We start from the raw sequence: 21,480 nt of genomic DNA, 5'->3' as shown, positions 1-21,480 counted from the left end.
TTGCGTTGACAGGACGACAATTTCCCTGGGCCACTCAGGGTAGACCGGCTTCACGCGCACGGGCGCTCACGACCGCCCGATCGGTGGTACCGAACTTCGCCAGGATGCCGCACACGACGTTGCGGACGGTCTTCGGCGCGAGGTTCAGCCGCGCGGCGATCGCCAGGTTGCCCAGGTCGTCGGCGAGCAGGCCGAGGACCTCGCGCTCGCGGGCGGTCAGGGCGGGCAGCGACGGCGCCGTCCCGGTCAGCCGGGCGTACAGCCGGTCGGCGGCGTCCTGCCCGAACACCGCGGCCCCGCCCGCGACCACGCGCAGCGCGCGGACGACGTCGGCCGGGTCGGCGCCGTCGTGCAGGAACCCGCGGGCGCCGGCCCGCATCGCGGCGAGCACCAGCTCGCCCGCGTCCGGCGGGGTCAGCACGAGCACCGGCGTGTGGCCGGCCCGGCGGATCACCGCGAGCCCGGCCCGGCCGGCGGGCCGCAGCAGGAGCACGTCCGGCCGGGCGGCGGCGAGGGCACCGGCGACCGCGTCCGGCTCCGGCGGCACCGAGCCGATCACCTCGATCCCGTCGGCGGGCACCACCGGCACGCCGGCGGCGACGACCTTGAGCAGTTTCCCCAGGCTGCGTGTCAGCACACAGCGGTGTCTAGCGCAGAATCCCTGTCCAGTGTCGGGCCGGATCCGGTGAACAATGACCATGACACGATCGGGGGCAGGGGTGGCCAGACGGGAGGGCCCGCTGGGGCCGGGGGACGAGCGCGTCGTCGAGTTCGCCGCCGGGCTGCGGCAGCTGCGGGCGGAGGCGGGCGGCCCGACCTACCGGACTCTCGCCGCGCGCGCCGGCTACTCGGCGGCCGCGCTGTCCGAGGCCGCGGGCGGGCGCAAGCTGCCCGGCCTCGCGCTCACCACGGCGTACGTCCGGGCGTGCGGGGGAGACACGGAGAAGTGGGAGACGCGGTGGCGCGAAGTCTCCGCGCAGCTCGCCGCCGACAGCACGCCCGGGCCGGAAGCCGAGACGCCCTACCTCGGGCTGGCCGCGTTCCAGCGCAGTGACGCCGAGCGGTTCTTCGGACGGGAGAAGCTGGTCGCCGAGCTGACCGCGAAACTGCGTGAACGCCGGTTCGTCGGCGTCTTCGGCGCCTCGGGCTCCGGGAAGTCGTCGCTGCTGCGCGCCGGGCTGGCCGGGCCGGGCCCGGCGGTCGTCCGCACGCCGGGGGAGCATCCGCTGACCCAGTGCGCGGACGCGCTCGCCGGCACCGGACGGCTGCTGATCGTCGACCAGTTCGAGGAGGTCTTCACCCTCTGCACCGACGACGCCGAGCGTGCCTCCTTCATCGGGGCGCTGCTGGACCGGGCCGCCGACGCGCACGGCAGCCAGGTCGTCATCGGCGTCCGCGCCGACTTCTACGGGCACTGCGGGCAGCACGCCGGGCTCGTCGACGCGCTGCGGGACGCCCAGGTCCTGGTCGGCCCGATGACCGCGGACGAACTGCGGGCGGCCATCGTCGAACCGGCCGTCCGGCACGGCTGCCAGGTGGAGTCCGCGCTGGTCACGACGCTGGTGGCGGACGCGGCAGGCCGTCCGGCGGCGCTGCCGCTGGTTTCCCACGCGCTGCTGGAGACCTGGCGGCGGCGCCAGGGCATCACGCTCACCCTCGCCGGGTACGAGGCCGCGGGCGGGATCCGCAACGCCATCGCGCACACCGCCGAGTCCGTCTACGGCAGCCTCGGGCCGGAGCAGCAGGCGAAGGTCCGGCAGATCTTCCTGCGGCTCACCGCGCCCGGCGAAGGCACCGAAGACACGAAACGCCGGCTGCCCCGCCGCGAGCTCGACGACGACCCGGCCACGGCCGAGGTGCTCGAACGGCTCGCCGCCGCGCGGCTGCTCTCGCTCGACCACGACGGCGCCGAGATCGCCCACGAGGCACTGATCCGCAGCTGGCCGCGGCTGCAGGACTGGCTGGCCGAGGACCGCGAAGGCCACCGCCTGCACCGGCGGCTCGCCGAGGCGACCGACCTGTGGGAGGCACTGGACCGAGACCCGGGCAGCCTCTACCGCGGCACCCGGCTCGGGCTCGCCACCGAGTGGGCGGCCCGGTCGCCGGGCGCGCTCACCGCGCGGGAACAGGCTTTTCTCGACGCGGGCCGGGCGCAGGAGGCCGCCGAAGCGGAGGCCGGCCGGCGCCGGACCCGGCGGCTGCGGCAGCTCGCCGCGCTGCTGGGGGTGCTGCTCGTCCTGGCAGGTGTCGCGACCGGCTACGCCGTGCACGCGACGCGGACCGCCACCGAGCAGCGCAACGTCGCCCTGGCGCGCAAAGCCGTCGGGGACGCCGCCGACCTGCGGCAGACCAACCCGGCGCTGTCGGTCCAGCTCAGCCTCGCGGCCTACCGGCTGGCGCCGCTGCCGGAAACGCGCGACAGCGTGCTGGGCGCGCTGGCCACGCCGTTCGCGACGCGGATCGCGACCGCCGGGCCGCCGGGGTACGACGGTTCGGTGGTGCTCGCCGGGAACCTCCTGGTCGCGCCGTCCGGCAGCAGCACCGTCCAGCTCTTCGACATCGCCGATGCGCGGCACCCGCAGCTGCTGGCGACGCTGCCCGAGAGCGCGAAGGCGCACTTTCCCATGGCGCTCGGCGGCGGCGTCCTCGCGACGGCCGTCGACGGCTACACGTTCCGGCTCTGGGACGTGCGTGATCCGCGGCGGCCGGTGCCGCGCGGGCTGGTGCGCGGCCACACCGACGCCGTCTTCAGCGCCCAGGTCAGCCGGGACGGCAGGCTGCTGGTCACCGCCGGAAAGGACGACACGACCCGGCTCACCGACATCTCCGACCCCGCCGCCCCGAAGCTCCTCGCCCGGTTCACCGGGTCCGGGCCGCTGCAGTACGAGAAGGCCACCCTCAGCCCGGACGGCGGCACGCTCGCGGTGAGCAACGACCGCGACACGCAGCTGTGGGACGTCCGCGACCCGGTGCACCCGGCCCGCCTTTCGGTGGTCGGCGGGCACACCGACCTGGTCAACGCGGCCGCGTTCAGCCCCGACGGCCGGACGCTGGCCACCACCGGCTGGGACCACCGGGTCGGGCTGTGGGACATCACCGATCCGCGCACCCCGCGGCCGCTGGCGGTGCTGCCGGACAACGGCATCGTCTGGACGGCGGTGTTCAGCCCGGACGGGCGCACGCTCGTCGTCGTCGGCGACGAGCCGGGCGCGCGTGTCTGGGACGTCTCGGTGCCCGCGGCGGCGCGGCAGCTCACCCAGCTCGGCGGGCACACGAACGCGGGGGTCTGGGCCGGGTACACCGCGGACGGGCGCACGCTGGTCACCGCGTCCGGCGACGGGTCGGCCCGGCTGTACGACGCCCCGGCGCTGGAGCTGACGACCCGCACGGTGACCCCGGTCGGCTTCACCCCGGACGGCCGGACGTTCGTCGCCCAGGGCGCCGACGACGTGCAGCTGTGGTCGTTCGGCGCCGCGCCCCGGCTGCTCGGCCGGATCGCCGGGCTGCCCGGCCAGGTGACGGCGACGGCACTGAGCCGCGACGGCCGTTCGCTCGCGGTCGCCGTGCTCACCGGGACGTCGACGGCGGTGGCGGAGGGACTGCTGCAGCGGTGGGACATCAGCGACCCGCAGCACCCGCGTCAGGTGGCCTCGGCCGCGGCGCGGAAGACGTACTCGCTGGCGTTCAGCCCCGACGGGCGGGTCCTGGCGACCGGCTACGACGACGGGCCGATGGCGCTGTGGGACGCCGTCCGGCTCACGGCGCCGGTCACGTTGCCGAGCCCGTACGTCGGGACGGTGTGGTCGATCCGCTTCACCCCGGACGGCCGGACTTTGGCGTACAGCCAGCGGTCGGTGCCGTCGGCGGTCTTCCTGTGGGACGTGACCGACCGCGCCCGCCCGGACCGCATCGCCACCCTGGACGTGGGCACGGGGTCGGCGGGCACGCTCGCGCTCAGCCCGGACGGGCGGACACTGGCGGCGGGCACGTCCGACCGCACGGTGCACCGCTGGGACGTGACCGACCCGGCGCACGCGGTGGCGCTGCCGCCGCTGACCGGCCACACCGACGACGTCGGGCTGGTCGTGTTCGACCCGTCGGGCACCCGGATGGTGACGGCGGGCTCGGACCGCACGGCCCGGCTGTGGGACGTGACGGATCCGAAGAACCCGGTCCAGACCGCCCAGCTGGCCCCGGCGACGCCGGGCACCACAGGGCTGTTCGCCCCGGACGGCCACACGGCGGTGCTGCCGGGAATCCAGCTGTGGGAAACCCGCCCGGACCTCGCGGCGGCCGAGATCTGCCGTCTCGCGGCCCCGAAGATCACCGCGGCGGAGTGGGAACGGTACTTCCCGGAGCTGCCGTACACCGCGCCCTGCCCCTGACCCGAGCGCCACCTTGGGGCGTTTGAGGCCCGGCCTAGCGCGTCGGGTCCTTGCCGTTCGGCTGGCGCGGGCCCGGTCCGGGTGACCACCAGCCCGGCACCGTCTTCTCGCCGTGGACGATCGTCGGGGCGATGCCTTCGGTGAACGGCTCGATCTGCAGCAGCTGGCCCCACGACTGGCTCGGCTGGCCGATCAGGTAGCTCGGCACCTCCGGCTCCTCGGCCAGCTCCTCCAGCCAGCCGATCGGCCCGCCGTTCGCCGAGGACGCCCACTGGGCTTCGTCCGCCAGGCCGCCCGCGGTGATCCGGTACGCCGGGACCTGCGAGATCCCGTCGTGGGACGTCACCGGCTGGACGCACGGGTACACGAACGAAGCGGGCCAGTCCAGGTACACCGGCTTCGAGCCGATGCGGTCGGTCAGCGTCGTGAACGTCGGGACGCGCGGGGCGGACGCCGCGATCCAGCCGTCCTCGGTGAGGTCGTTGTCGACGATGTTGATGCGGACCGCGTTCGTCTCCGGCGGGAGGTCACGCAGGTTGATGCGGGTGTCGTTCCAGCCACCCGTGCCCGCGCCCGGCGGGAGCGCGAACTGGCTGCGGAGGATCTTCACGCCGTCGGGGGTGTTGACGCCGTAGTCGAGGCTGACCGACGTCGGGCGTCGCGCCGCACCCGCGGTCGCCACCACGATCTGGCCGTCCGCCGGCTTCTCCGTCAGCGCGTACCAGTCGCTGCGCAGCCGGCCCGCGCGCGTCTCCGGGTCGAGGAAGCTCGACCACATCGGCACCTTGTCCGGGGTGAACCCGTGCGGCGGCTCGGCCAGCGGGTCCTTGTCGTCGACCGGGCGGGTGTGGAAGCCGGTCTGGACGCGGCCGTTGTCCTGGTCGGGGTTGGGCAGCGGCGAGTTCTCCTGCGGCTTCTCCTTGACCGTCCGCTGCTCGGCCTGCGGGTGCAGGATGCTCGTCGCCGCGTCGCGCTCGACCATCACGTGGTCGGAGAGGTTGCAGCTCTTGCCGAACAGGTGCCCGATGTTCGCCGCGCCCAGGCTGTAGCTGCCGGACTGGTTGTGGATCGCCCACGCCATCGTGACGAACTCGCCCGCCGCCACCAGGCCGCAGACCACCACCAGCGACAACGACCCCAGCCGCAGCGCGCGCAGCCGGCCTTCCTGCGGTTGCGGCGACAGGCCCGGCCGGTGCGCCCGGACGTTCTCCACGAACGCGTATATCCCCGCGATCGCGGCCGCGACCAGCAGGATCGTCGACAGCGGGATGCCGCCGACCGACGGCGCCACGTTCGTCCACTGGACGCCGAGGCGGGAGACGAACCAGTAGGTGTTCGGCCCGGTCGCGGCGAGCGCGGCGACGACCAGCAGCGCGGCGAGGAAGGCCGCGCGGTTGCGCTGGGACCGCAGCACGGTCGAGCTGGTCGCGAGCGCGGCCAGCGCCGCCATCGACGCGCCGACCGCGGCGAACGCGCCGAAGTGGTGGGTCCACTTCGTCGGCGTCAGGGCCAGCAGCAGGAAGAACAGGGCCGTCGTGCCGATCAGCCGCCGCGCCGGGCCGAGCGACGCGCCGGGGATGCGGCCGCGGCGCAGCAGCACGACCAGGCAGGTGGCCGTGCAGAGCACGACCAGCAGCACCGGGAACCGGCGCGGCGCCGAACCGTCCGGGAGGCTTTCGAACAGCAGCTGGTAGCGCGCGAGTTCCTGGAACCACGACAGGTTCGGGCCGACCTGGGTGCGGATCCGGGTCGCTTCCTGGACCGTCGCGAACGTCTGGTCGGCGAACACGACGACCAGCACCAGCAGCCCGGCCGCGGCGACCGGCGCGAGCACCGGCAGCCAGCCGCTCTCGTTCGCGCGCTGGCGCACCAGCTTGAACAGCGGGCGCGCGGCGACCAGGAACGGCGCCACCGCGATCAGCCCGGTCGGCGTCGCGGCCAGGGTGAACCCGGCCGCGGTCAGGCCGAGGCACAGCGGCAGCAGCCGCCGCGTCACCAGCGCGCGCTCGACCGCGCAGATCGCCAGCAGCGAGCCGAGCGCGGCCACCGGTTCCGGCCGGACGCCGTTGTTGTAGGGCATCCACCAGATCAGGAACACGGTCGCGGCGGCCCAGCTGGCCGGGCGGCTGGTGCGGATCTGGGTGCCCAGCCGCGGCATCACCTCGCGGCTGATCAGCAGCCAGCTGAGCACGCCGAGCAGGAACGACGGCAGCCGGATCCACGGCGGCACCGTGCTGACGTGCGTCATCAGCTCGTAGACGTGGTAGAACCAGCCGAACGGCGCCTCGGCGACGCCGAACCAGCGGTGGTAGTTGGTCAGGTAGCCGGTCGCCTCGGTGACCCGGGCCATCGTGAGGATGTAGCCGTCGTCGGAGGTCACCGGCCCGATGAAGACCCACGCGCCGAGCGCCACGATCACCGTGACGTCCCGCAGCGTCAGCCGCCACCAGCCGACCGGCGCCCAGCGCGGGGCGCGGCGCGCGAAGCCGGAGTCGCGGCGCCAGGTGGCGATCAGGCAGCCGATCAGCGACAGCACGGCGAGCACGCCGACGCCGATCTTCAGCGCGGTCGGCGACGTCTGGTATCGCGTGTCCGGCACGACCGAGACGTGCAGGCCGGCGATCGGGTCCTTGCTCGAGTTGATCGAGGAGTAGATCCCGACGACGCGCGGCCGGACGTCGCCGCCGGTGTGGAAGATCGGCGTCCCGGCGACGGCGAGGGTCATCTGCGTCGCGTCGACGTCCAGCTCGACGTCGCACTTCTCGGCGGGCAGCGGCTGCTGGGCGATCTGCTGGCCCTGGCTGGACGCCAGCAGCACGCCGTTGTCGACGCGCAGCTGCATGCCGACGCCGTTGCCGGCCTTCGGGTCGGTGCGCCCGTCCGGCACGGTGGCGAACAGCAGGCCCGGCCCGCTGGTCCGGGCGTCGACCGAGCGGATGGTCGCGCAGGGCAGCTCGGCCCGCAGTTCCTGGGCCCAGTACCCGGTCAAGGGCGCGTTGACGGAGCGGGTGTCGCTGCCGGTCGGCCAGACGACCTCCGCCGTGTCCTGCACCACGGGCAGGAAGGGGAAAGCCAGCGCGCACAAGGCCGAGAGCAACCCCAGCGCTACGGCAATCAGACGCATCGGCGCAACGCTAACGGGTCAGAAGTCGGCCGCTGACGCAGCCCCCGGGTCACGCGGCGTGAACCGCCCGTGGTGTATCGCCGCGGTGAGGGGACGGCGGCTGCGCCATCCGTGGCGTTCCAGGTCCGGGACGGTCTCCAGCCGCGTGACCGGGCCCACACAGAGCCACGCGACCGGGCGGATGCCGCCGGGGATGCCGAGCAGCTCGCTCAGGAACGGCTCGCGGTAGAAGCTCACCCAGCCCACGCCCAGGCCTTCGGCGGTCGCGGCCAGCCACAGGTTCTGGATCGCCAGGCACACCGAGTACAGGCCGGCATCGGCGATGGCGTGCCTGCCGAGCACGTCGGGCGCGCCGCGTGCCGGGTCGTAGGTGACGACGATGCCGAGGCTCGACTCGAGGATGCCCTCGATCTTGATGTTCGCGAAGGTGCTCGCCCGGTCTTCGCTGAGCTGCCCGGCGAAGACCTCCCGCTCCTCGTGGACGTGCTTGGCGAACTTCTCCCGCGTGGCGTGGTCGTCGACCAGCACGAAGTCCCACGGCTGGGTGAGCCCGACGCTCGGCGCGGCGTGCGCGGCTTCGAGAATCCTGGTCAGCGTGGCTTCCGGGACCGGCGCGCCGGTGAACTCGCCGCGGACGTCACGCCGCCTGCGCAGGACTTCGTAGAACTGTTCGTTCATCGGTGCAGGACCCATTCGACGGCTTCGGGGACGGTTTCGGCGGTCTCGGTGTCCGGCCGCGGCGGGCGCCGGACCAGCAGGACGGGCTTGCCCAGCTCCCGCGCGGCGGTCAGCTTCGCGCTGGTCAGGGACCCGCCCGAGTCCTTGGTGACCAGGACGTCGGCCCGGCCGAGCAGCGCGCGTTCCCCGGCCACTTCGTACGGCCCGCGGTCGAGGACCAGCTCGTGGTGCCGCGGCAGCGGCGGCCCGGGCGGGTCGACGCAGCGGATCAGGAACCACAGGTCGTCGAGGTGCGCGAAGGCGGACAGGCCCTGGCGGCCGCTGGTGAGGAACACGCGGTTCCCCAGCCCGGGCAGCAGGCGCGCGGCCTCGGCGAGGTCGTCGGCCCAGTGCCAGACGTCGTCCGGGCCCGCCTGCCAGCCCGGCCGGGCCAGCCGCAGCAGCGGCGTCCCGGTCGCTTCGGCTGCTCTCGCCGCGTTCGTGCCGATCCGCTCGGCGAACGGATGCGTGGCGTCGACGACCGCGCGCACCCGGTTCTCGCGCAGCCAGGCCGCGAGCCCTTCCGGGCCGCCGAAGCCGCCGACGCGCACTTCGCCGGCCGGAAGCCGTGGCCGTGCGACGCGCCCCGCCAGCGAAGAGACAACGCGGACGCCCCGGGCGACGAGCGCTTCGGCGAGTTCCCGCGCTTCGCCGGTACCCCCGAGAACGAGGATCACGAACGGCGCCCGTAGCCGACGGCTTCCCGCCACCGGTCGAGCGTGCGCATGTTGGCGAGGGTTTCGGCCCAGCTCAGCTCGGGTGCCTGCCGGTCGCCGACGTGCACGGCGACGTGGTCGGCCTCGCGCGCGAAGACGCCCTGCGTCGCCTCGACCTCGATGACTTCGGGCAGCCCGCCGGCGGGCGTCAGGATGATCTCCGACGTGCCCGGGGTGCGCAGCGGGTGAATCCACGCCGGACGCGGGACGTGGATCTGGCCCCGCGAGCCGAACACCCGGATGCCGTCCTCCCGGGCCAGTCGGATCCCGCACGAGATCGTTGCGAGGATGTCGCCGGGCAGCCGCAGCAGCCCGGTCGCGTACTCGTCGACGCCGTCGGCGGAGAGCCGGGCCATCCCGCTGACCTCGGTCGGCTCGACGACGTCCGCGCCGGTCGCGGCCTGCGCGACCAGCCGCGCCAGCGACGTGCAGTAGCAGCCCACGTCGAGAATCCCGCCGCCGCCGAGCGCCGGATCGGCCAGCCGCCCGGTCTCCTCGGGGTTGCCGGCGAAGGAGAACGTGGTGTCGACCGCGCCCACCTCGCCGATCGCCCCGGAGGCGATCAGCTCGGCCAGCCGCCGCGTCTGCGGGTGCAGCCGGTACATGAACGCCTCCATCAGGAAGACGTCGTTCCGCCGCGCGGCCTCGATGACTTCCTCGGCTTCGGTGGCGTTGATCGTCAGCGGCTTCTCGCACAGGACGTGCTTGCCCGCTTCGGCCGCGGCGATGGCCCATTCCTTGTGCATCGCGTGCGGCGTCGAGACGTACACGGCGTCGACGTCCTGGTCGGCAAGGAGGTCTTCGTAGCTGCCGTAGGCCTTCGGGATGCCGAAGCGCGCGGCGAAGTCCCGCGCCCGCCCGGCGTCCCTGGCCCCGACGGCGGCCAGCACACCGTGCTTGCTTTCCTCGACCCCCGCGGCGAAGTGGGCGGCGATGGTCCCGGCGGCCAGCAGGCCCCAGCGCAGTTCGGTCACAACGACTCCGGCTGGTTCGCCCGGTCACGGGCACTCGAGTAGAGGAAGCTGTCGGGAAAGTTCGTGGCGGCGAGCACCCGGCCGACGAAGATGGTGGCCGCCCGCGTCATGCCGGCGTCGCGCACGAGCGCGGGCAGTTCGCCGAGCACGCCCCGCACGACGGTTTCCCCGGGCTGGCTGGCCAGCGCGACGACGGCGACGGGACAGTCGCCGCCGTAGTAAGGCATCAGCTCCTCGGCGACCCGCTCGACGTGGTTGATCGCCAGGTGCAGCGCGAGAGTGGCCCCGGTCGAGGCGAAGGCGGCGAGGGTTTCCCCGGACGGCATCTTCGTCGAGCGCGCCTGGACCCGGGTGATCACCAGGCTCTGCCCGATTTCGGGCACGGTGAGTTCCCGCTGCAGCACAGCGGCCGACGCGGCGAAGGCGGGCACACCGGGCACGACCTCGTACGGCACGCCGGCGGCGTCGAGCCGCCGCATCTGCTCGGCGACGGCGCTGTAGAGCGACGGATCGCCGGAGCACAGCCGCGCGACGTCGTGCCCGCCTTCGTGCGCCGCCACGAGCTTGGCCACGATCTGCTCGAGGCTGAGGTTCGCGGTGTCGACCAGCTCGGCGTCGGGCGCGCAGTAGGCGAGCAGGTCCGTGGGCGTCATGCTGCCCGGGTAGAGACAGACGCCGCAACGGGCCAACAGGTCCCGGCCGCGCACGGTGATGAGGTCCGCGGCGCCGGGCCCGGCGCCGACGAAGTGCACGGTCATCGGCTACTCCCGGAACGGCTGCGGTCGGCGGCGCCCAGGCCCGCGGCCGCCCCGGCAAAGCCGGGCCGCACCACGGCACCCAAGCGGCGCAAGCCAACCACGCCACAGGCCACACCCACGACAGCCACGGCGCGCGTGTGGCGCACGCCGCAGCCGGGGCGGGTGCCCGCCACTGCGGTCGCGGCGTGCGTGTGGCGTACACCGCGCCCGGGGCGGGCGCCTGCCACCGCAGCCGTGGCGCGTGTGTGGCGCAGACCGTGCCCGCGGCGGGTGCCCGCCACCGCGGTTACGGCGTGTGTGTGGTGCACACCGTGCCCGGGGCGGGCGTCCGCCACCGCGGTCACGGCGCGTGTGTGGCCCAGACCGTGCCCGGGGCGGGCGTCCGCCACTGCAGCCACGGCGCGTGTGTGGTGCACATCGCGCCCGGCGCGGGCGCTTGCCACCGCAGCCACGGCGTGCCTGTGGTGCACACCGCGCCCGGGACGGGTGCCCGCCACCGCAGCCACGGCGTGCGTGTGGTGCACAGCGCACCCGGGGTGGGCGCCCGCCACCGCGGTCATCGGCTGCTCCACTGCGTCACGACCCGCGCCGGCGTCCAGCCGGTGAACCCGCCCAGCGGGGCCGCCCGCTCGACGCCGATCCGCACCAGCTCACCGCCGTGCGACTCGTACGCGCGCGCCAGGACCTGCTCGGCCTCCAGCGTCACGCCGTGCGCCACCACCCGCGCGCCCGTCGCCAGGCACGCGTCCAGTACGCCCGGCGCCGTGACGCCTCCTCCGACGAAGATCGCGTCCGGCGCAGGCAGCGCGCTCAGCGCATCCGGTGCTTCCCCGGTCACCACCTCCAGTTCCGGTACTCCCAGGTCCAGGGCATTCCGCCCGATCCGTTCGGCCCGCTCCGCGGAGCGCTCGATCGCGATCGCGCGGTTCAGTTCGTGCATCCGCGACCATTCGATGCCGACGCTGCCCGCGCCCGCGCCGACGTCCCACAACAGTTCGCCGGGACTCGGCGCGAGGCGGGCCAGCGCCGACACTCGAAGGTCGCGTTTGGTCAGCTGCCCGTCGTGGGCGTACACGTCGTCCGGGATGCCGATCAGGGGCATCGCCGGGCCCGCGCACTCCAGCGCGAAGACCGTCAGCGGACCGGGATCGCCGGTCCAGCCGTCGGAGACGCGCTCGTCGGGCCCGCCCAGGTTTTCCAGCGCGATCAGCTCGCTCTCGCCATAACCCCGCACGGTGAGCAGGGAGCGCAGAGCCGTCGCGTCGGCACCCAGGACGAGCACTCGCCGGCGTGGCGCCAGGACCCGGGCGACGCGGGCCGACGACCGGCCGACGAGAGTGACCACCTCGGTCTCCTCGGCGGACCACCCCAGCCGTGCCCGGGCCAGTGTCACCGAAGAGAGGGCGGGCAGCGCCTCGACCTCATATCCATGTGCCACGAGCGTACTGCCGACCCCCGACAAAAACGGATCTCCGCTGGCCAGGACACAGATCCGGGCCCCGTCGTGCTCGGCGATGACGGCGTCCAGCGCGGGCAGCAGCGGCGTCGGCCACGGCTCGCCGCGGACGCCCTCCGGCAGGTAGCCCAGCTGCCGCGGCGCACCCAGCACGACGTCGGCGGCGAGCACCGCGGCCCTGGCCTGCTCCGACAGCCCGGACCAGCCGTCGGCGCCGATCCCGACGACGGTCAGAGGTGATTTTTCGCGCACGATTTCCCACCCTAAGCGAGGCGCGCGCTGTGCGATGATCGGCCGGTCGCCGACCGGAGGAGTGCTGTTGAAGCCGTACCCGTTCACCGCCGTCGTCGGACTGCCGGACCTGCGCCTGGCGCTGGTCCTGTCCGCGATCTCGCCCGCCGTCGGCGGAGTGCTGGTGCGCGGCGAGAAGGGCACGGCTAAGTCGACCATGGTGCGCGCGCTGGCGGGCCTGCTGCCGGGCGTCGACGTCGTGGACGGCTGCCGTTTCTCCTGTGATCCCGCGGCTCCCGACCCGCTCTGCCCGGACGGCCCGCACGACGGCGCGAAGAGCCACCGCCGGCCCGCCAAGCTCGTCGAACTTCCCGTTGGTGCCGCCGAAGACCGCGTCATCGGCAGCCTGCACCTGGAACGCGCGCTCGCCGAGGGCGTCACGGACTTCCAGCCGGGCCTGCTGGCCGCCGCGCACCGCGGGCTGCTCTACGTCGACGAGGTCAACCTGCTGCACGACCACCTCGTCGACACCCTGCTCGACGCCGCCGCGATGGGCCGCGCGACCGTCGAACGCGAAGGCGTCTCGGTGTCGCACGCGGCCCGGTTCGTGCTGATCGGCACCATGAACCCGGAAGAGGGCGAGCTGCGGCCACAGCTGCTGGACCGGTTCGGGCTGACCGTCGAGGTCGCCTCCAGCCGCGACCCGGACCAGCGCGTCGAGGTCGTCCGCCGACGGCTCGCCTACGAGGCCGACCCCGACGGTTTCGCCGCGCAGTACGCCGACGAGGACGCCCGGCTGGCCGCGGACATCGAAGCGGCGCAACGGCTTCTGCCCGCGGTCAAGCTCCCCGACGAAGCACTGCGCCAGATCGCCGAAGTCTGCGCGTCGTTCGAGGTCGACGGCATGCGCGCGGACATCGTCACCGCCCGCACCGCGGTCGCGCACGCCGCCTGGGCCGGCCGCGACGAGGTGACCACCGACGACGTCCGCGTCGCCGCACGGCTCGCCCTGCCGCACCGGCGCCGCCGGAATCCCTTCGACGCGCCGGGAATCTCCGAAGAGCAGCTGGAACAGGCCCTACAGGACGCCCAGCCGCCGGAGCCCGGTCCCGAGGACGACGGCCCCGGCTCGGGCTCGGCGCCGCAAGAAGCTCCCCAGGACATCCCTCCGGACGTCCCTCAGGGAAGCGAAGGCGCGCCGCAGCAGAGCCAGAACGGCGGGCAGCAGAAGACCGTCGGCGCCGGGGAGACGTTCAAGGCCCGCGTCTTCCGCGTCAAGGGCATGGGCGAGGGTGAGCGCGGCCGCCGGTCGCGGGCGATCACCGACAGCGGACGCACCGTCGGCGTCCAGCCCGCGAGCGTCCGCGAAGGGCGGCCGCACCTGGTCGCGACCGTCAAAGCCGCTGCGCCGCACCAGAAAGCCCGCGGCCGCGCCGGTGCCGGGCTGAAGCTGCGGCCCGAAGACCTGCGGTTCGCTCTACGCGAAGGCCGTGAAGGCAACCTGGTGCTGTTCTGCGTCGACGCGTCCGGCTCGATGGGTGCCAAGGCGCGGATGCGCGAGGTCAAGTCCGCGGTCCTGTCGCTGCTGCTCGACGCCTACCAGCGCCGCGACAAGGTGGGCCTGGTCACCTTCCGCGGCAACGCCGCCGAACTCGCGCTGCCGCCGACGATCAGTGTCGACGCGGCCGCGTCCCGGCTCGAAGGCCTCCCGACCGGCGGCCGGACCCCGCTCGCCGAAGGACTGCTAGAGGCCGCGCGTGTGCTGCGCGTCGAGGAGATTCGCGACCCGCGGCGCCGCCCGCTGCTGGTCGTGGTCACCGACGGCCGCGCCACCAGCGGCCCGGACGCCGTCGCGCGCGCCCAGGCCGCGGCCGGGCTGCTCAACGGCGTCACGACGATCGTGATGGACTGCGAAAGCGGCAAGATGCGGCTCGGCCTGGCCGCCGACCTGGCCGCCCACCTCGGCGCCGAGCACGTGCCGCTGGGCGAGGTCGCCGCCGAGTCGCTGGCGAACGCCGTCCGCACGCGCACGGGGAGGGCTGCCTGATGCCGCAGGGAAAACCTTCGGTGGTGCCGCAGGACGGCCTCACCACGCGCCAGCGCCGCAACCGGCCGCTGCTCGCCGTGCACACCGGTGAGATGAAGGGCAAGTCGACGGCCGCGTTCGGCATGGCACTGCGCGCGTGGAACCAGGGCTGGTCGATCGGCGTGTTCCAGTTCGTCAAGTCGGCGAAGTGGCGCGTCGGCGAGGAAGCCGCGTTCCGCGCGCTCGGCAAGCTGCACGAGGACACCGGCCAGGGCGGACCGGTCGAATGGCACAAGATGGGCGAGGGCTGGAGCTGGGCGCGCAAGTCCGGCACCGAGGACGACCACGCGGAGAACGCCCGCGAGGGCTGGGCGGAGATCAAGCGCCGTCTCGCCGCCGAGACGCACGACTTCTACGTCCTCGACGAGTTCTCCTACCTGCTCAAGTGGGGCTGGCTCGACGTCGGCGACGTCGTGTCCACTTTGGTCTCCCGGCCCGGGCACCAGCACGTCGTCATCACCGGCCGGTACGCGCCGCCGGAGCTGGTCGAGGCCGCCGACCTGGTCGCCGAGATGACCAAGGTCAAGCACCCGATGGACAGCGGCCAGAAGGGCCAGCGGGGGATCGAGTGGTAGCGCGCGTGGTGATCGCCGCGCCCGGGTCCGGGCACGGCAAGACCACGATTGCCGCCGGGCTGATGGCGGCCCTACGCGCGGCCGGGCACCGGGTGTCCGGGCACAAGGTCGGCCCCGACTTCATCGACCCAAGTTATCACGCGCTGGCGACCGGCCGCCCGGCCCGCAACCTGGACCCCTTCCTGCAGGGCGAAGAGCGGCTGGTTCCCTTGCTGCGGCACGGTTCCCGCGGCGCCGACGTCGCCGTCATCGAAGGCGTGATGGGCCTGTTCGACGGCGCGCTGGGCACCGAAGGCTACGCCTCGACCGCGCACGTGGCGCGGCTGCTCGACGCGCCGGTGGTGCTGGTGGTGGACGCTTCGGCCGCCTCGCGCAGCGTCGCCGCGACCGTGCTCGGCTTCGCCCACTACGACAACCGCGTGCGGCTGGCCGGGGTCATCCTCAACAAGCTCGGCTCGCAGCGGCACCTCGACGAGATCGCCTCGGCGCTGGAAGCCACCGGCGTCCCGTTGCTGGGTGCGTTGTACCGCAACGAAGAGATCCACGCTCCCAGCCGTCATCTCGGGCTCGTCCCGGCGGCGGAACGGGCGTCGGACGCGCGTCGCGTGCTGCCCGAGCTGGCGTCGTGGGTAGGGGAAGGCGTCGATCTCGACGCGATCGTCCGGATCGCGTCGGCGGCGCCGCCGTTGTCCGTTCCGGTCTGGGAACCGTCCGGTGTGGACGGTCCGCCGGTGACCGTCGCGGCGGCCGGTGGCCCGGCCTTCACCTTCCGCTATACTGAGAACATTGAACTGCTGGCCGCCTGCGGGGTCGAGGTTGTGGACGTCGACCCGTTGCGCGACGAGGCATTGCCCGAGGGGTGTGCCGGGTTGTACTTCGGCGGCGGATTCCCCGAGGTGCACGCGGCCGAGCTGTCGGCGAACACGGCGTTGCGGACGGCCGTCGCCTCGGCGATCGCGGACGGGATGCCGGTCAGCGCGGAATGCGCGGGCCTGCTGTACCTGTGCCAGTCGCTCGACGGCGTGCCGATGGTCGGCGCGGTGCCGGCGGACGCGAAGATGACCGCCCGCGGCAAGCTCGGCTACCGGCGTGCGGTCGCCGTCGAGGACAACCTGCTGGCCACGGCAGGTCAGCGCGTCACCGGGCACGAGTTCCACCGGACCGAGGTGACGCCGTCGCACGGCACTTCGGCCGCGTGGGGCTGGGAACGGCAGCTGGACGGCTTCGCGTCGCCGACGCTGCACGCGTCCTACCTGCACGTCCACTGGGCCGGATATCCGGAGCTGGCTCACCGGTTCGCCGCGCGGGTCCGCGCCCGTGGGTGACTACGACCTGCACCATCACGGTGACCGTGAGGTCGGGCCGGGACTGGTGGACCTCGCGGTGAACGTCCGGCTGCCGCGGCCGCCCGCGTGGTTGCGCGACGAGCTGGCGTCCTCTTTGGACTCTCTGGCCGCGTATCCGTCGTCGGCCGAGGCGACCGGGGCAGTGGCGGCACGGCATGGGCGGTCGCCGGCGGAAGTGCTGGTCACGGCGGGTGCGGCGGAGGCGTTCACCTTGCTGGCGTCGGCTTTCCGGCCGCGTCACGCGGTGGTCGTGCATCCGCAGTTCACCGAACCGGAGGCCGCGCTGCGGTCCGCCGGGCATGCGGTCGAGCGGGTGATCCTGTCCGAAGAGGACGGTTTCGTGCTCGACCCCGCGCGGGTGCCGTCCGGCGCCGACCTGGTGTTCGTCGGCAATCCGACCAATCCGACGTCGGTGCTGCACCCGGCCGCGTCGGTGCTGGCGCTGGCCCGGCCCGGGCGGCTGCTGGTCGTCGATGAGGCGTTCCTGGACGCGGTCCCCGGCGAAGCCGAGAGCCTGGCGTCCGGGCATCCCGGTGTCGTGGTGCTGCGCAGCCTGACGAAGACGTGGGGACTGGCCGGGCTTCGGGCGGGATATGTGCTCGCCGATCCGGATGTCGTCGCGCGGCTGCGGGCGGTCCAGGTGCCGTGGTCGGTGTCCACTTTGGCCGGAGTCGCGACGGTGGCGTGCTGCCGTCCGTCCGCTTTGGAGGAGGCGGAGAAGCTGGCGGTCGCGGCCGAAGCCGACCGCGAGTATCTCGTGTCCGGCCTGGCCGCCGAGGGCGTCACCGTGCTGGGTGAGCCCCGCGGGCCGTTCGTGCTGATCCGGGTGCCGGGCGGCGCGGCGCTGCGTTCCCGCCTGCGGGAAGCCGGTTTCGCGGTGCGCCGGGGGGACACGTTCCCGGGCCTCGGCCCGGATCACCTGCGGCTGGCGGTCCGGGACCGGGCCACGACGGACGCGTTCCTCACCGCGTTCCGGAAAGTTCGCTAAACACCGACAGGGGGTTGTCGCGGTGACCGCCGAGACTGGGCGGCAGCCGGGAAACGCCCGGTGTGACAGCGAAAGGAGCCCGCTCATGCCCGGAATCAACGACGTCGCGTGGTTCGAGATCGGCGCCGCCGACCCGGCGGCCGCGGAACGCTTCTACGGCGACGTCTTCGGCTGGAAGACCGTCCAGGACGAGGCGGCGAGCACCGACCCGGCCTACCGGGTGATCAACACCGGCGGCTCGCGCGGCGGGCTCTTCGCGGGCACGGAGGACTATGCGATCTTCAGCGTGCTGGTCGACGACGTCGAGGCCGCGTGCCGGCGCGCCGAAGCCGCTGGGGGCCGGGTGCACCGCGGGCCGGTGGTGAATCCCGTCGGTGTCACCTTCGCGCACCTGCGCGACCCGGCGGGCAACCACTTCTCCGTGTTCACCCCGCCAAGTTGAGCTGCTCGACGAGGCCGTACGGGATCTCGAGGTCCTCGCGGCGCAGCGGGCGGGGCGCGGGCAGCTCGGCGGTCACCGTGACGGAGGTGATCCGGTCGGTGCGGAAGACGCGGACGCCCTGGCGCAGCCGGCACCACGCCACGAGGTACCAGTGGTCGGGCTTGCCGACGTAGCCGAGCGGCTCGACGTCCCGCCGGGTGACGGCGCCGTTGCGGTCGGCGTACCCGATGCGCAGGACACGGCGGATGCCGAGCAGTCGCGGCGTGGGCGGGACGGTGCCTTCGTCGAGCAGGTGGATGCGGGCAGCGAGGTCCTGGGCCGCGGCGGCGTCCTCCGGGCGCATCGCCGCGACGAGCTTGCGCGCCGCCGAAGCCGCTTCCGCACGGAACGGCGTGCCCCGCATCCGGCGCAGCGCGAGCGTCATCGCGACGGCTTCCCCGGGCGTCAGGTTGACCGGCGGCATGGTGTGAGCCGGGTCGAGGCAGTACCCGCCGGTGCGGCCGGATTCGGCGTAGATCGGCACGCCAGACTGCTGCAGGGCACTGATGTCCCGTTCGACGGTGCGCACGCTGACCTCGAACCGGTCGGCCAGCCACCGCGCACTGCGCGGTCGCGGCGCGACGGCTCGGAGTTCTTCGACGAGGGCGTAAAGACGGTCGGTCCGGTTCACGCGGATCACTCTAGGAAGGGGGTACGACAGTTCCGGCTATTCGCAGAGCTGCTTGAACGCGGTCGCGCCGTCGCGGACGCGGAAGCGGACCTCGTGACCGCGGTCGTCGCGGAACACCGCGGAGTCCGGCGAATCGAGCGTCATGGTGCCGTGCTGGTATGGGTTGTCCCAGCCCGGCGGCGCGCTGTGCGCCGGGCCGATCAGCGGTGTGACGGCCTCGTAGTACCTCGTGCCGATCCTCGCTTCGTCGACGCCGCAGTGCGTCAGGAGCGCGAAGCCCGGCAGGGTCACCGGGGTGGCGGTGGGTGTGGGCGGCGTGGCAGGCGGCGCAGGCGCCGGTTCGGACCGGCTGGCGAGGACGGCGATCGTGCCCGCCACGAGTACCGTCGCGGCCGCGGCTGCCAGCGGCACGGCCAGGCGGCGCCGGGGGACCGGGAGCGGGGCGGGCTCGACGTCGACGGTGTCGGCCAGGGCATGGAAGGCGCGTCGCAGGCGGTTCTCGAGGTCGGTCACCGGAGTTCTCCTTCCAGTTTCGCCAGTGCGCGGGACGCGCAGGTCTTGACGGTGCCCCGCGAGACGCCGAGCGTTTCGGCGATCTCGGCTTCGGACAGACCGGACCAGTAGCGGAGCACGAGCACTTCGCGTTGCCGCCGCGGCAGCCGTTGCACGGCGGCCAGTACCTCCCGGTGTTCTTCGCCGAGCAGGGCGCCGGTGTCGGCGGGTGGCGCGTCGTCGCGGTCGCCGGTCCGGTGCCGCAGCCGCAGTGCCGCGCGCCGGTGCGCGGAGCGGGCCCCGTTGACGACCGAGACGCGCAGGTAGCCGCCGGCGCCCGCCGGGTCGTCGAGCGGCCAGCGCCGGAAGAGCGCGACGAAGGCGTCCTGTACGACGTCCTCGGCGAGCCCGCGGTCGCCGAGCAGCAGGACGGCCAGCCGGACCAGGCCGGGCCGGTGGGTGCGGAACAGTTCCGCCAGGTCGGTGCCCAGGATGACCCCCTTTTCCTGGTACACGCCCGGCGCCGCGCCTAGGTTGACAACACGAGCAGAGCAGCTGCGACGGCGACCTCGACCCCGGCCCCGAGGGTGTCGCCGGTGACGCCACCGAGCCGCTTGACGCACCGTCCCAGCAACACCGCGGCGGCAGCATAGGCAAGGACAACCGCTAGCGGCCCACGCCACCAAGGCAACCCGGGCAGCAGAACGGCAAGCCCGGCGGCGCCCACTCCAACGGCAACCGCGGCGGCGCGAGGAACCGACCCCGCGACGGTGGCCCCAAGCCCTTCCGGCCGCGCCGACGGAACACCGCGGGCACAGGACATCGAGAGCGTGCACCGTCCGATGAGGACAGCAGCACCGGCGGCGAACCCATTGGGCACACCGGTGAGCGCACCGGCCTGCACGAGCAGGACAAGCACGAGGGTGGCGACCCCGGTGGGCCCGGAATCACCACGCCGCATGACGTCGAGGGCCTTGCCCCGGTCATAGGAGGCACCGAGTCCATCGGCGGTGTCGGCAAGCCCGTCAAGGTGCAACCCCCGGCTACCGAGCGCAACGACCCCGAGAGCAAGACCCGCGACGGCAAGACCGGGCAGCTGCAAAGCCTGCCCACCGCCAACGACAAGCCCGGCGGCGACCGCAAGCGGAAAGGCGGCAAGGGGCCCGAGCACCATGGCCCATCCCGCAACCCGCCGGTCGATAACCCGCGGCGCCGGAACTGGAACGGTGGTCAGCGTCCCGACGGCCAGCCGCACGCCATCTACCCAGCGGTTCACAGCCACCCCAAGGCGGTCGCGCCCAACGCACCGAAGGCGGCCTTGGTCGCGTTGAGCGCACCAAAAGCCACCTTGGAGCGCTCCCGCTGAGCACTCCAAGCCAGTTGTCCACAGACAGCCCGGCGAAGCCCGAGTTGTCCACAGATCGCCGAACGGCGGTTTCCCGGCCCGGAGTCCCGATAGACTGGACCAGGGGACGCCCCCCAGGGAGTGGCGGGGGCTGCGCCGGTCATGTCAGGTCGGCCAGCAGGCCCATTTCCGCGAGGATCGCCCGCGCCGCCCGCAGGGTCGGGATCGCCTGCACCGCGCCGCTGCCTTCGCCCAGCCGGAGACCGAAGTCGAGGATCGGCTCCAGGCCGAGCGCCTTCAACGCGTACGCCTGTGAGGGCTCCGTCGAGCGGTGCCCGGCCAGCCACCACCGCTCCGCCCCGGGGGCGATGTCGCGCGCCACCAGGGCCGCCGCTCCAGAGAACACGCCGTCGAGGACCACCGGGGTTCCGCTGACCGCCGCCTGGACCAGGAAGCCCGCCGTGGCCGCCAGGCACGTGCTGCCCAGGGCCGTCAGCCGCTCGAACGGGTCCTCCGTGCGGCCCGCCGCCCTCGCCAGGGCCGCCGACACCGCCGCCGTCTTGCGCTCCAGGCCCGCCGCGTCGACACCCGTCCCTGTGCCGACCACCTCGGCCGCCGGCAGGTTCAGCGAGGCCGCGACCACCGCCGCGCACACCGCCGTGTTGCCGATGCCCATGTCGCCCGGGATCAGCACGTCCGCGCCGGCTTCCTCGAGCGCGATCGCGCGGCCCGCCTCAAAGGCCGCCTGCGCCTCGCCCGGCAGGAGCGCGTCCTCGACGTCGATCGAGCCCGACCCGCGGCGGATCTTGTGGGCCGTGACCGCCGCAGGCACGTCGGCGCCGTCCCAGTCGACGCCGATGTCGGCCACCCGCACCTTCGCGCCGACCTGCGCGGCCAGCACGTTCACGCCGCTCTTCCCGGCCAGGAACACCCGCACCATCGCCGCGGTCACCTCGCGCGGATACGCCGAGAGCGCCGACACGCCGTGGTCGCCCGCGAAGACGACGACGCGGACGTCGTCGAGCGGGCGCGGCGGCACGCTGCCGTGCGCCGCGGCCAGCCAGGCGGCGATCTCCTCCAGCCTGCCCAGCGCGCCGAGCGGCTTGACCAGGCCGTCGAGCCGCTCCAGCGCGGCGGCGCGGGCGGCAGGATCGGGCACGGGTACGTCGAACACG

18 protein-coding genes are annotated in these 21,480 nt (G+C 73.7%); 6 read left to right on the top strand and 12 right to left on the bottom strand.

What is annotated here, in order from left to right; translation table 11 throughout:
• Nucleotides 1-34: 34 nt before the first annotated feature.
• Nucleotides 35-637 (bottom strand): LuxR C-terminal-related transcriptional regulator, encoded by a 603-nt coding sequence (locus tag ABJI51_RS35570; protein ID WP_348955485.1) that lies wholly within the window; start codon nucleotides 635-637, stop codon nucleotides 35-37.
• 82 nt (nucleotides 638-719) lie between these two features.
• Between ABJI51_RS35570 and ABJI51_RS35565 the strand changes: the two genes are divergently transcribed.
• Nucleotides 720-4,385, top strand: coding sequence for an nSTAND1 domain-containing NTPase (locus tag ABJI51_RS35565; protein WP_348955484.1), 3,666 nt, complete (start codon nucleotides 720-722; stop codon nucleotides 4,383-4,385).
• A gap of 34 nt (nucleotides 4,386-4,419) precedes the next feature.
• On the opposite strand, the gene ABJI51_RS35560 is transcribed toward ABJI51_RS35565, so the two are convergent.
• From ABJI51_RS35560 to cbiE, 6 genes are all read right to left on the bottom strand, one after another.
• Nucleotides 4,420-7,509: an arabinosyltransferase domain-containing protein gene (locus ABJI51_RS35560; RefSeq protein WP_348955483.1), complete on the bottom strand. Its 3,090-nt coding sequence runs from the start codon at nucleotides 7,507-7,509 to the stop codon at nucleotides 4,420-4,422.
• 18 nt (nucleotides 7,510-7,527) lie between these two features.
• Nucleotides 7,528-8,187 (bottom strand): 5,6-dimethylbenzimidazole synthase, encoded by a 660-nt coding sequence (gene bluB / locus ABJI51_RS35555; RefSeq protein WP_348955482.1) that lies wholly within the window; start codon nucleotides 8,185-8,187, stop codon nucleotides 7,528-7,530.
• Complete coding sequence (locus ABJI51_RS35550; protein WP_348955605.1) at nucleotides 8,184-8,903, bottom strand: cobalt-precorrin-6A reductase; 720 nt, start codon at nucleotides 8,901-8,903, stop codon at nucleotides 8,184-8,186. Before ABJI51_RS35550 ends, bluB begins: the two co-directional genes overlap by 4 nt.
• The gene (locus ABJI51_RS35545) at nucleotides 8,900-9,916 is read right to left on the bottom strand and encodes a Gfo/Idh/MocA family protein (RefSeq protein ID WP_348955481.1); all 1,017 of its coding nucleotides are present in this window, start codon (nucleotides 9,914-9,916) and stop codon (nucleotides 8,900-8,902) included. The genes ABJI51_RS35550 and ABJI51_RS35545 overlap by 4 nt, the downstream gene beginning before the upstream one ends.
• Entirely contained in the window at nucleotides 9,913-10,674 is a 762-nt protein-coding gene (cobM, locus tag ABJI51_RS35540; protein ID WP_348955480.1) for a precorrin-4 C(11)-methyltransferase, read from the bottom strand. The genes ABJI51_RS35545 and cobM overlap by 4 nt, the downstream gene beginning before the upstream one ends.
• A 556-nt stretch (nucleotides 10,675-11,230) precedes the next feature.
• Entirely contained in the window at nucleotides 11,231-12,382 is a 1,152-nt protein-coding gene (gene cbiE / locus ABJI51_RS35535; protein ID WP_348955479.1) for a precorrin-6y C5,15-methyltransferase (decarboxylating) subunit CbiE, read from the bottom strand.
• A 67-nt stretch (nucleotides 12,383-12,449) separates the two neighbouring features.
• Between cbiE and ABJI51_RS35530 the strand changes: the two genes are divergently transcribed.
• From ABJI51_RS35530 to ABJI51_RS35510, 5 genes are all read left to right on the top strand, one after another.
• Entirely contained in the window at nucleotides 12,450-14,408 is a 1,959-nt protein-coding gene (locus ABJI51_RS35530; RefSeq protein ID WP_348955478.1) for a putative cobaltochelatase, read from the top strand.
• A complete protein-coding gene (cobO, locus tag ABJI51_RS35525) occupies nucleotides 14,408-15,022 on the top strand; it encodes a cob(I)yrinic acid a,c-diamide adenosyltransferase (protein ID WP_348955477.1) in 615 nt (204 codons plus the stop codon). Before ABJI51_RS35530 ends, cobO begins: the two co-directional genes overlap by 1 nt.
• Nucleotides 15,016-16,347, top strand: coding sequence for a cobyrinic acid a,c-diamide synthase CobB (locus ABJI51_RS35520; RefSeq protein WP_431605694.1), 1,332 nt, complete (start codon nucleotides 15,016-15,018; stop codon nucleotides 16,345-16,347). Before cobO ends, ABJI51_RS35520 begins: the two co-directional genes overlap by 7 nt.
• A complete protein-coding gene (gene cobC, locus ABJI51_RS35515) occupies nucleotides 16,340-17,356 on the top strand; it encodes an Rv2231c family histidinol phosphate aminotransferase CobC (RefSeq protein ID WP_348955475.1) in 1,017 nt (338 codons plus the stop codon). The genes ABJI51_RS35520 and cobC overlap by 8 nt, the downstream gene beginning before the upstream one ends.
• A gap of 85 nt (nucleotides 17,357-17,441) precedes the next feature.
• The gene (locus ABJI51_RS35510) at nucleotides 17,442-17,798 is read left to right on the top strand and encodes a VOC family protein (RefSeq protein WP_348955474.1); all 357 of its coding nucleotides are present in this window, start codon (nucleotides 17,442-17,444) and stop codon (nucleotides 17,796-17,798) included.
• On the opposite strand, the gene ABJI51_RS35505 is transcribed toward ABJI51_RS35510, so the two are convergent.
• The 5 genes from ABJI51_RS35505 to cobT all read right to left on the bottom strand — a co-directional run bounded on the left by ABJI51_RS35505 (nucleotide 17,782) and on the right by cobT (nucleotide 21,479).
• The gene (locus ABJI51_RS35505; RefSeq protein ID WP_348955473.1) at nucleotides 17,782-18,468 is read right to left on the bottom strand and encodes a helix-turn-helix transcriptional regulator; all 687 of its coding nucleotides are present in this window, start codon (nucleotides 18,466-18,468) and stop codon (nucleotides 17,782-17,784) included. The two genes, ABJI51_RS35510 and ABJI51_RS35505, sit on opposite strands and share 17 nt — an antisense overlap.
• A 36-nt stretch (nucleotides 18,469-18,504) precedes the next feature.
• Nucleotides 18,505-18,981 (bottom strand): hypothetical protein, encoded by a 477-nt coding sequence (locus tag ABJI51_RS35500; RefSeq protein WP_348955472.1) that lies wholly within the window; start codon nucleotides 18,979-18,981, stop codon nucleotides 18,505-18,507.
• Entirely contained in the window at nucleotides 18,978-19,475 is a 498-nt protein-coding gene (locus ABJI51_RS35495; protein WP_348955471.1) for an RNA polymerase sigma factor, read from the bottom strand. The genes ABJI51_RS35500 and ABJI51_RS35495 overlap by 4 nt, the downstream gene beginning before the upstream one ends.
• A gap of 14 nt (nucleotides 19,476-19,489) precedes the next feature.
• Complete coding sequence (locus tag ABJI51_RS35490; protein ID WP_348955604.1) at nucleotides 19,490-20,209, bottom strand: adenosylcobinamide-GDP ribazoletransferase; 720 nt, start codon at nucleotides 20,207-20,209, stop codon at nucleotides 19,490-19,492.
• A gap of 256 nt (nucleotides 20,210-20,465) precedes the next feature.
• Entirely contained in the window at nucleotides 20,466-21,479 is a 1,014-nt protein-coding gene (gene cobT / locus ABJI51_RS35485; RefSeq protein WP_348955470.1) for a nicotinate-nucleotide--dimethylbenzimidazole phosphoribosyltransferase, read from the bottom strand.
• Between the last annotated feature and the right edge of the window lies 1 nt (nucleotide 21,480).

This window comes from Amycolatopsis melonis, from assembly GCF_040064235.1.
In the GTDB taxonomy this organism is placed as follows: Bacteria; Actinomycetota; Actinomycetes; order Mycobacteriales; family Pseudonocardiaceae; genus Amycolatopsis; species Amycolatopsis melonis.
Note: the sequence above shows the minus strand (reverse complement) of the source record. Positions and strands in the feature narration are given on the sequence as shown.

Excerpts from the sequence above, each read along its gene's own strand:
- ABJI51_RS35510 (WP_348955474.1), top strand. The coding sequence starts at position 17,442 with ATGCCCGGAATCAACGACGTCGCGTGGTTCGAGATCGGCGCCGCCGAC.
- ABJI51_RS35560 (WP_348955483.1), bottom strand. The coding sequence starts at position 7,509 with ATGCGTCTGATTGCCGTAGCGCTGGGGTTGCTCTCGGCCTTGTGCGCG.
- bluB (WP_348955482.1), bottom strand. The coding sequence starts at position 8,187 with ATGAACGAACAGTTCTACGAAGTCCTGCGCAGGCGGCGTGACGTCCGC.
- cobM (WP_348955480.1), bottom strand. The coding sequence starts at position 10,674 with ATGACCGTGCACTTCGTCGGCGCCGGGCCCGGCGCCGCGGACCTCATC.
- cobO (WP_348955477.1), top strand. The coding sequence starts at position 14,408 with ATGCCGCAGGGAAAACCTTCGGTGGTGCCGCAGGACGGCCTCACCACG.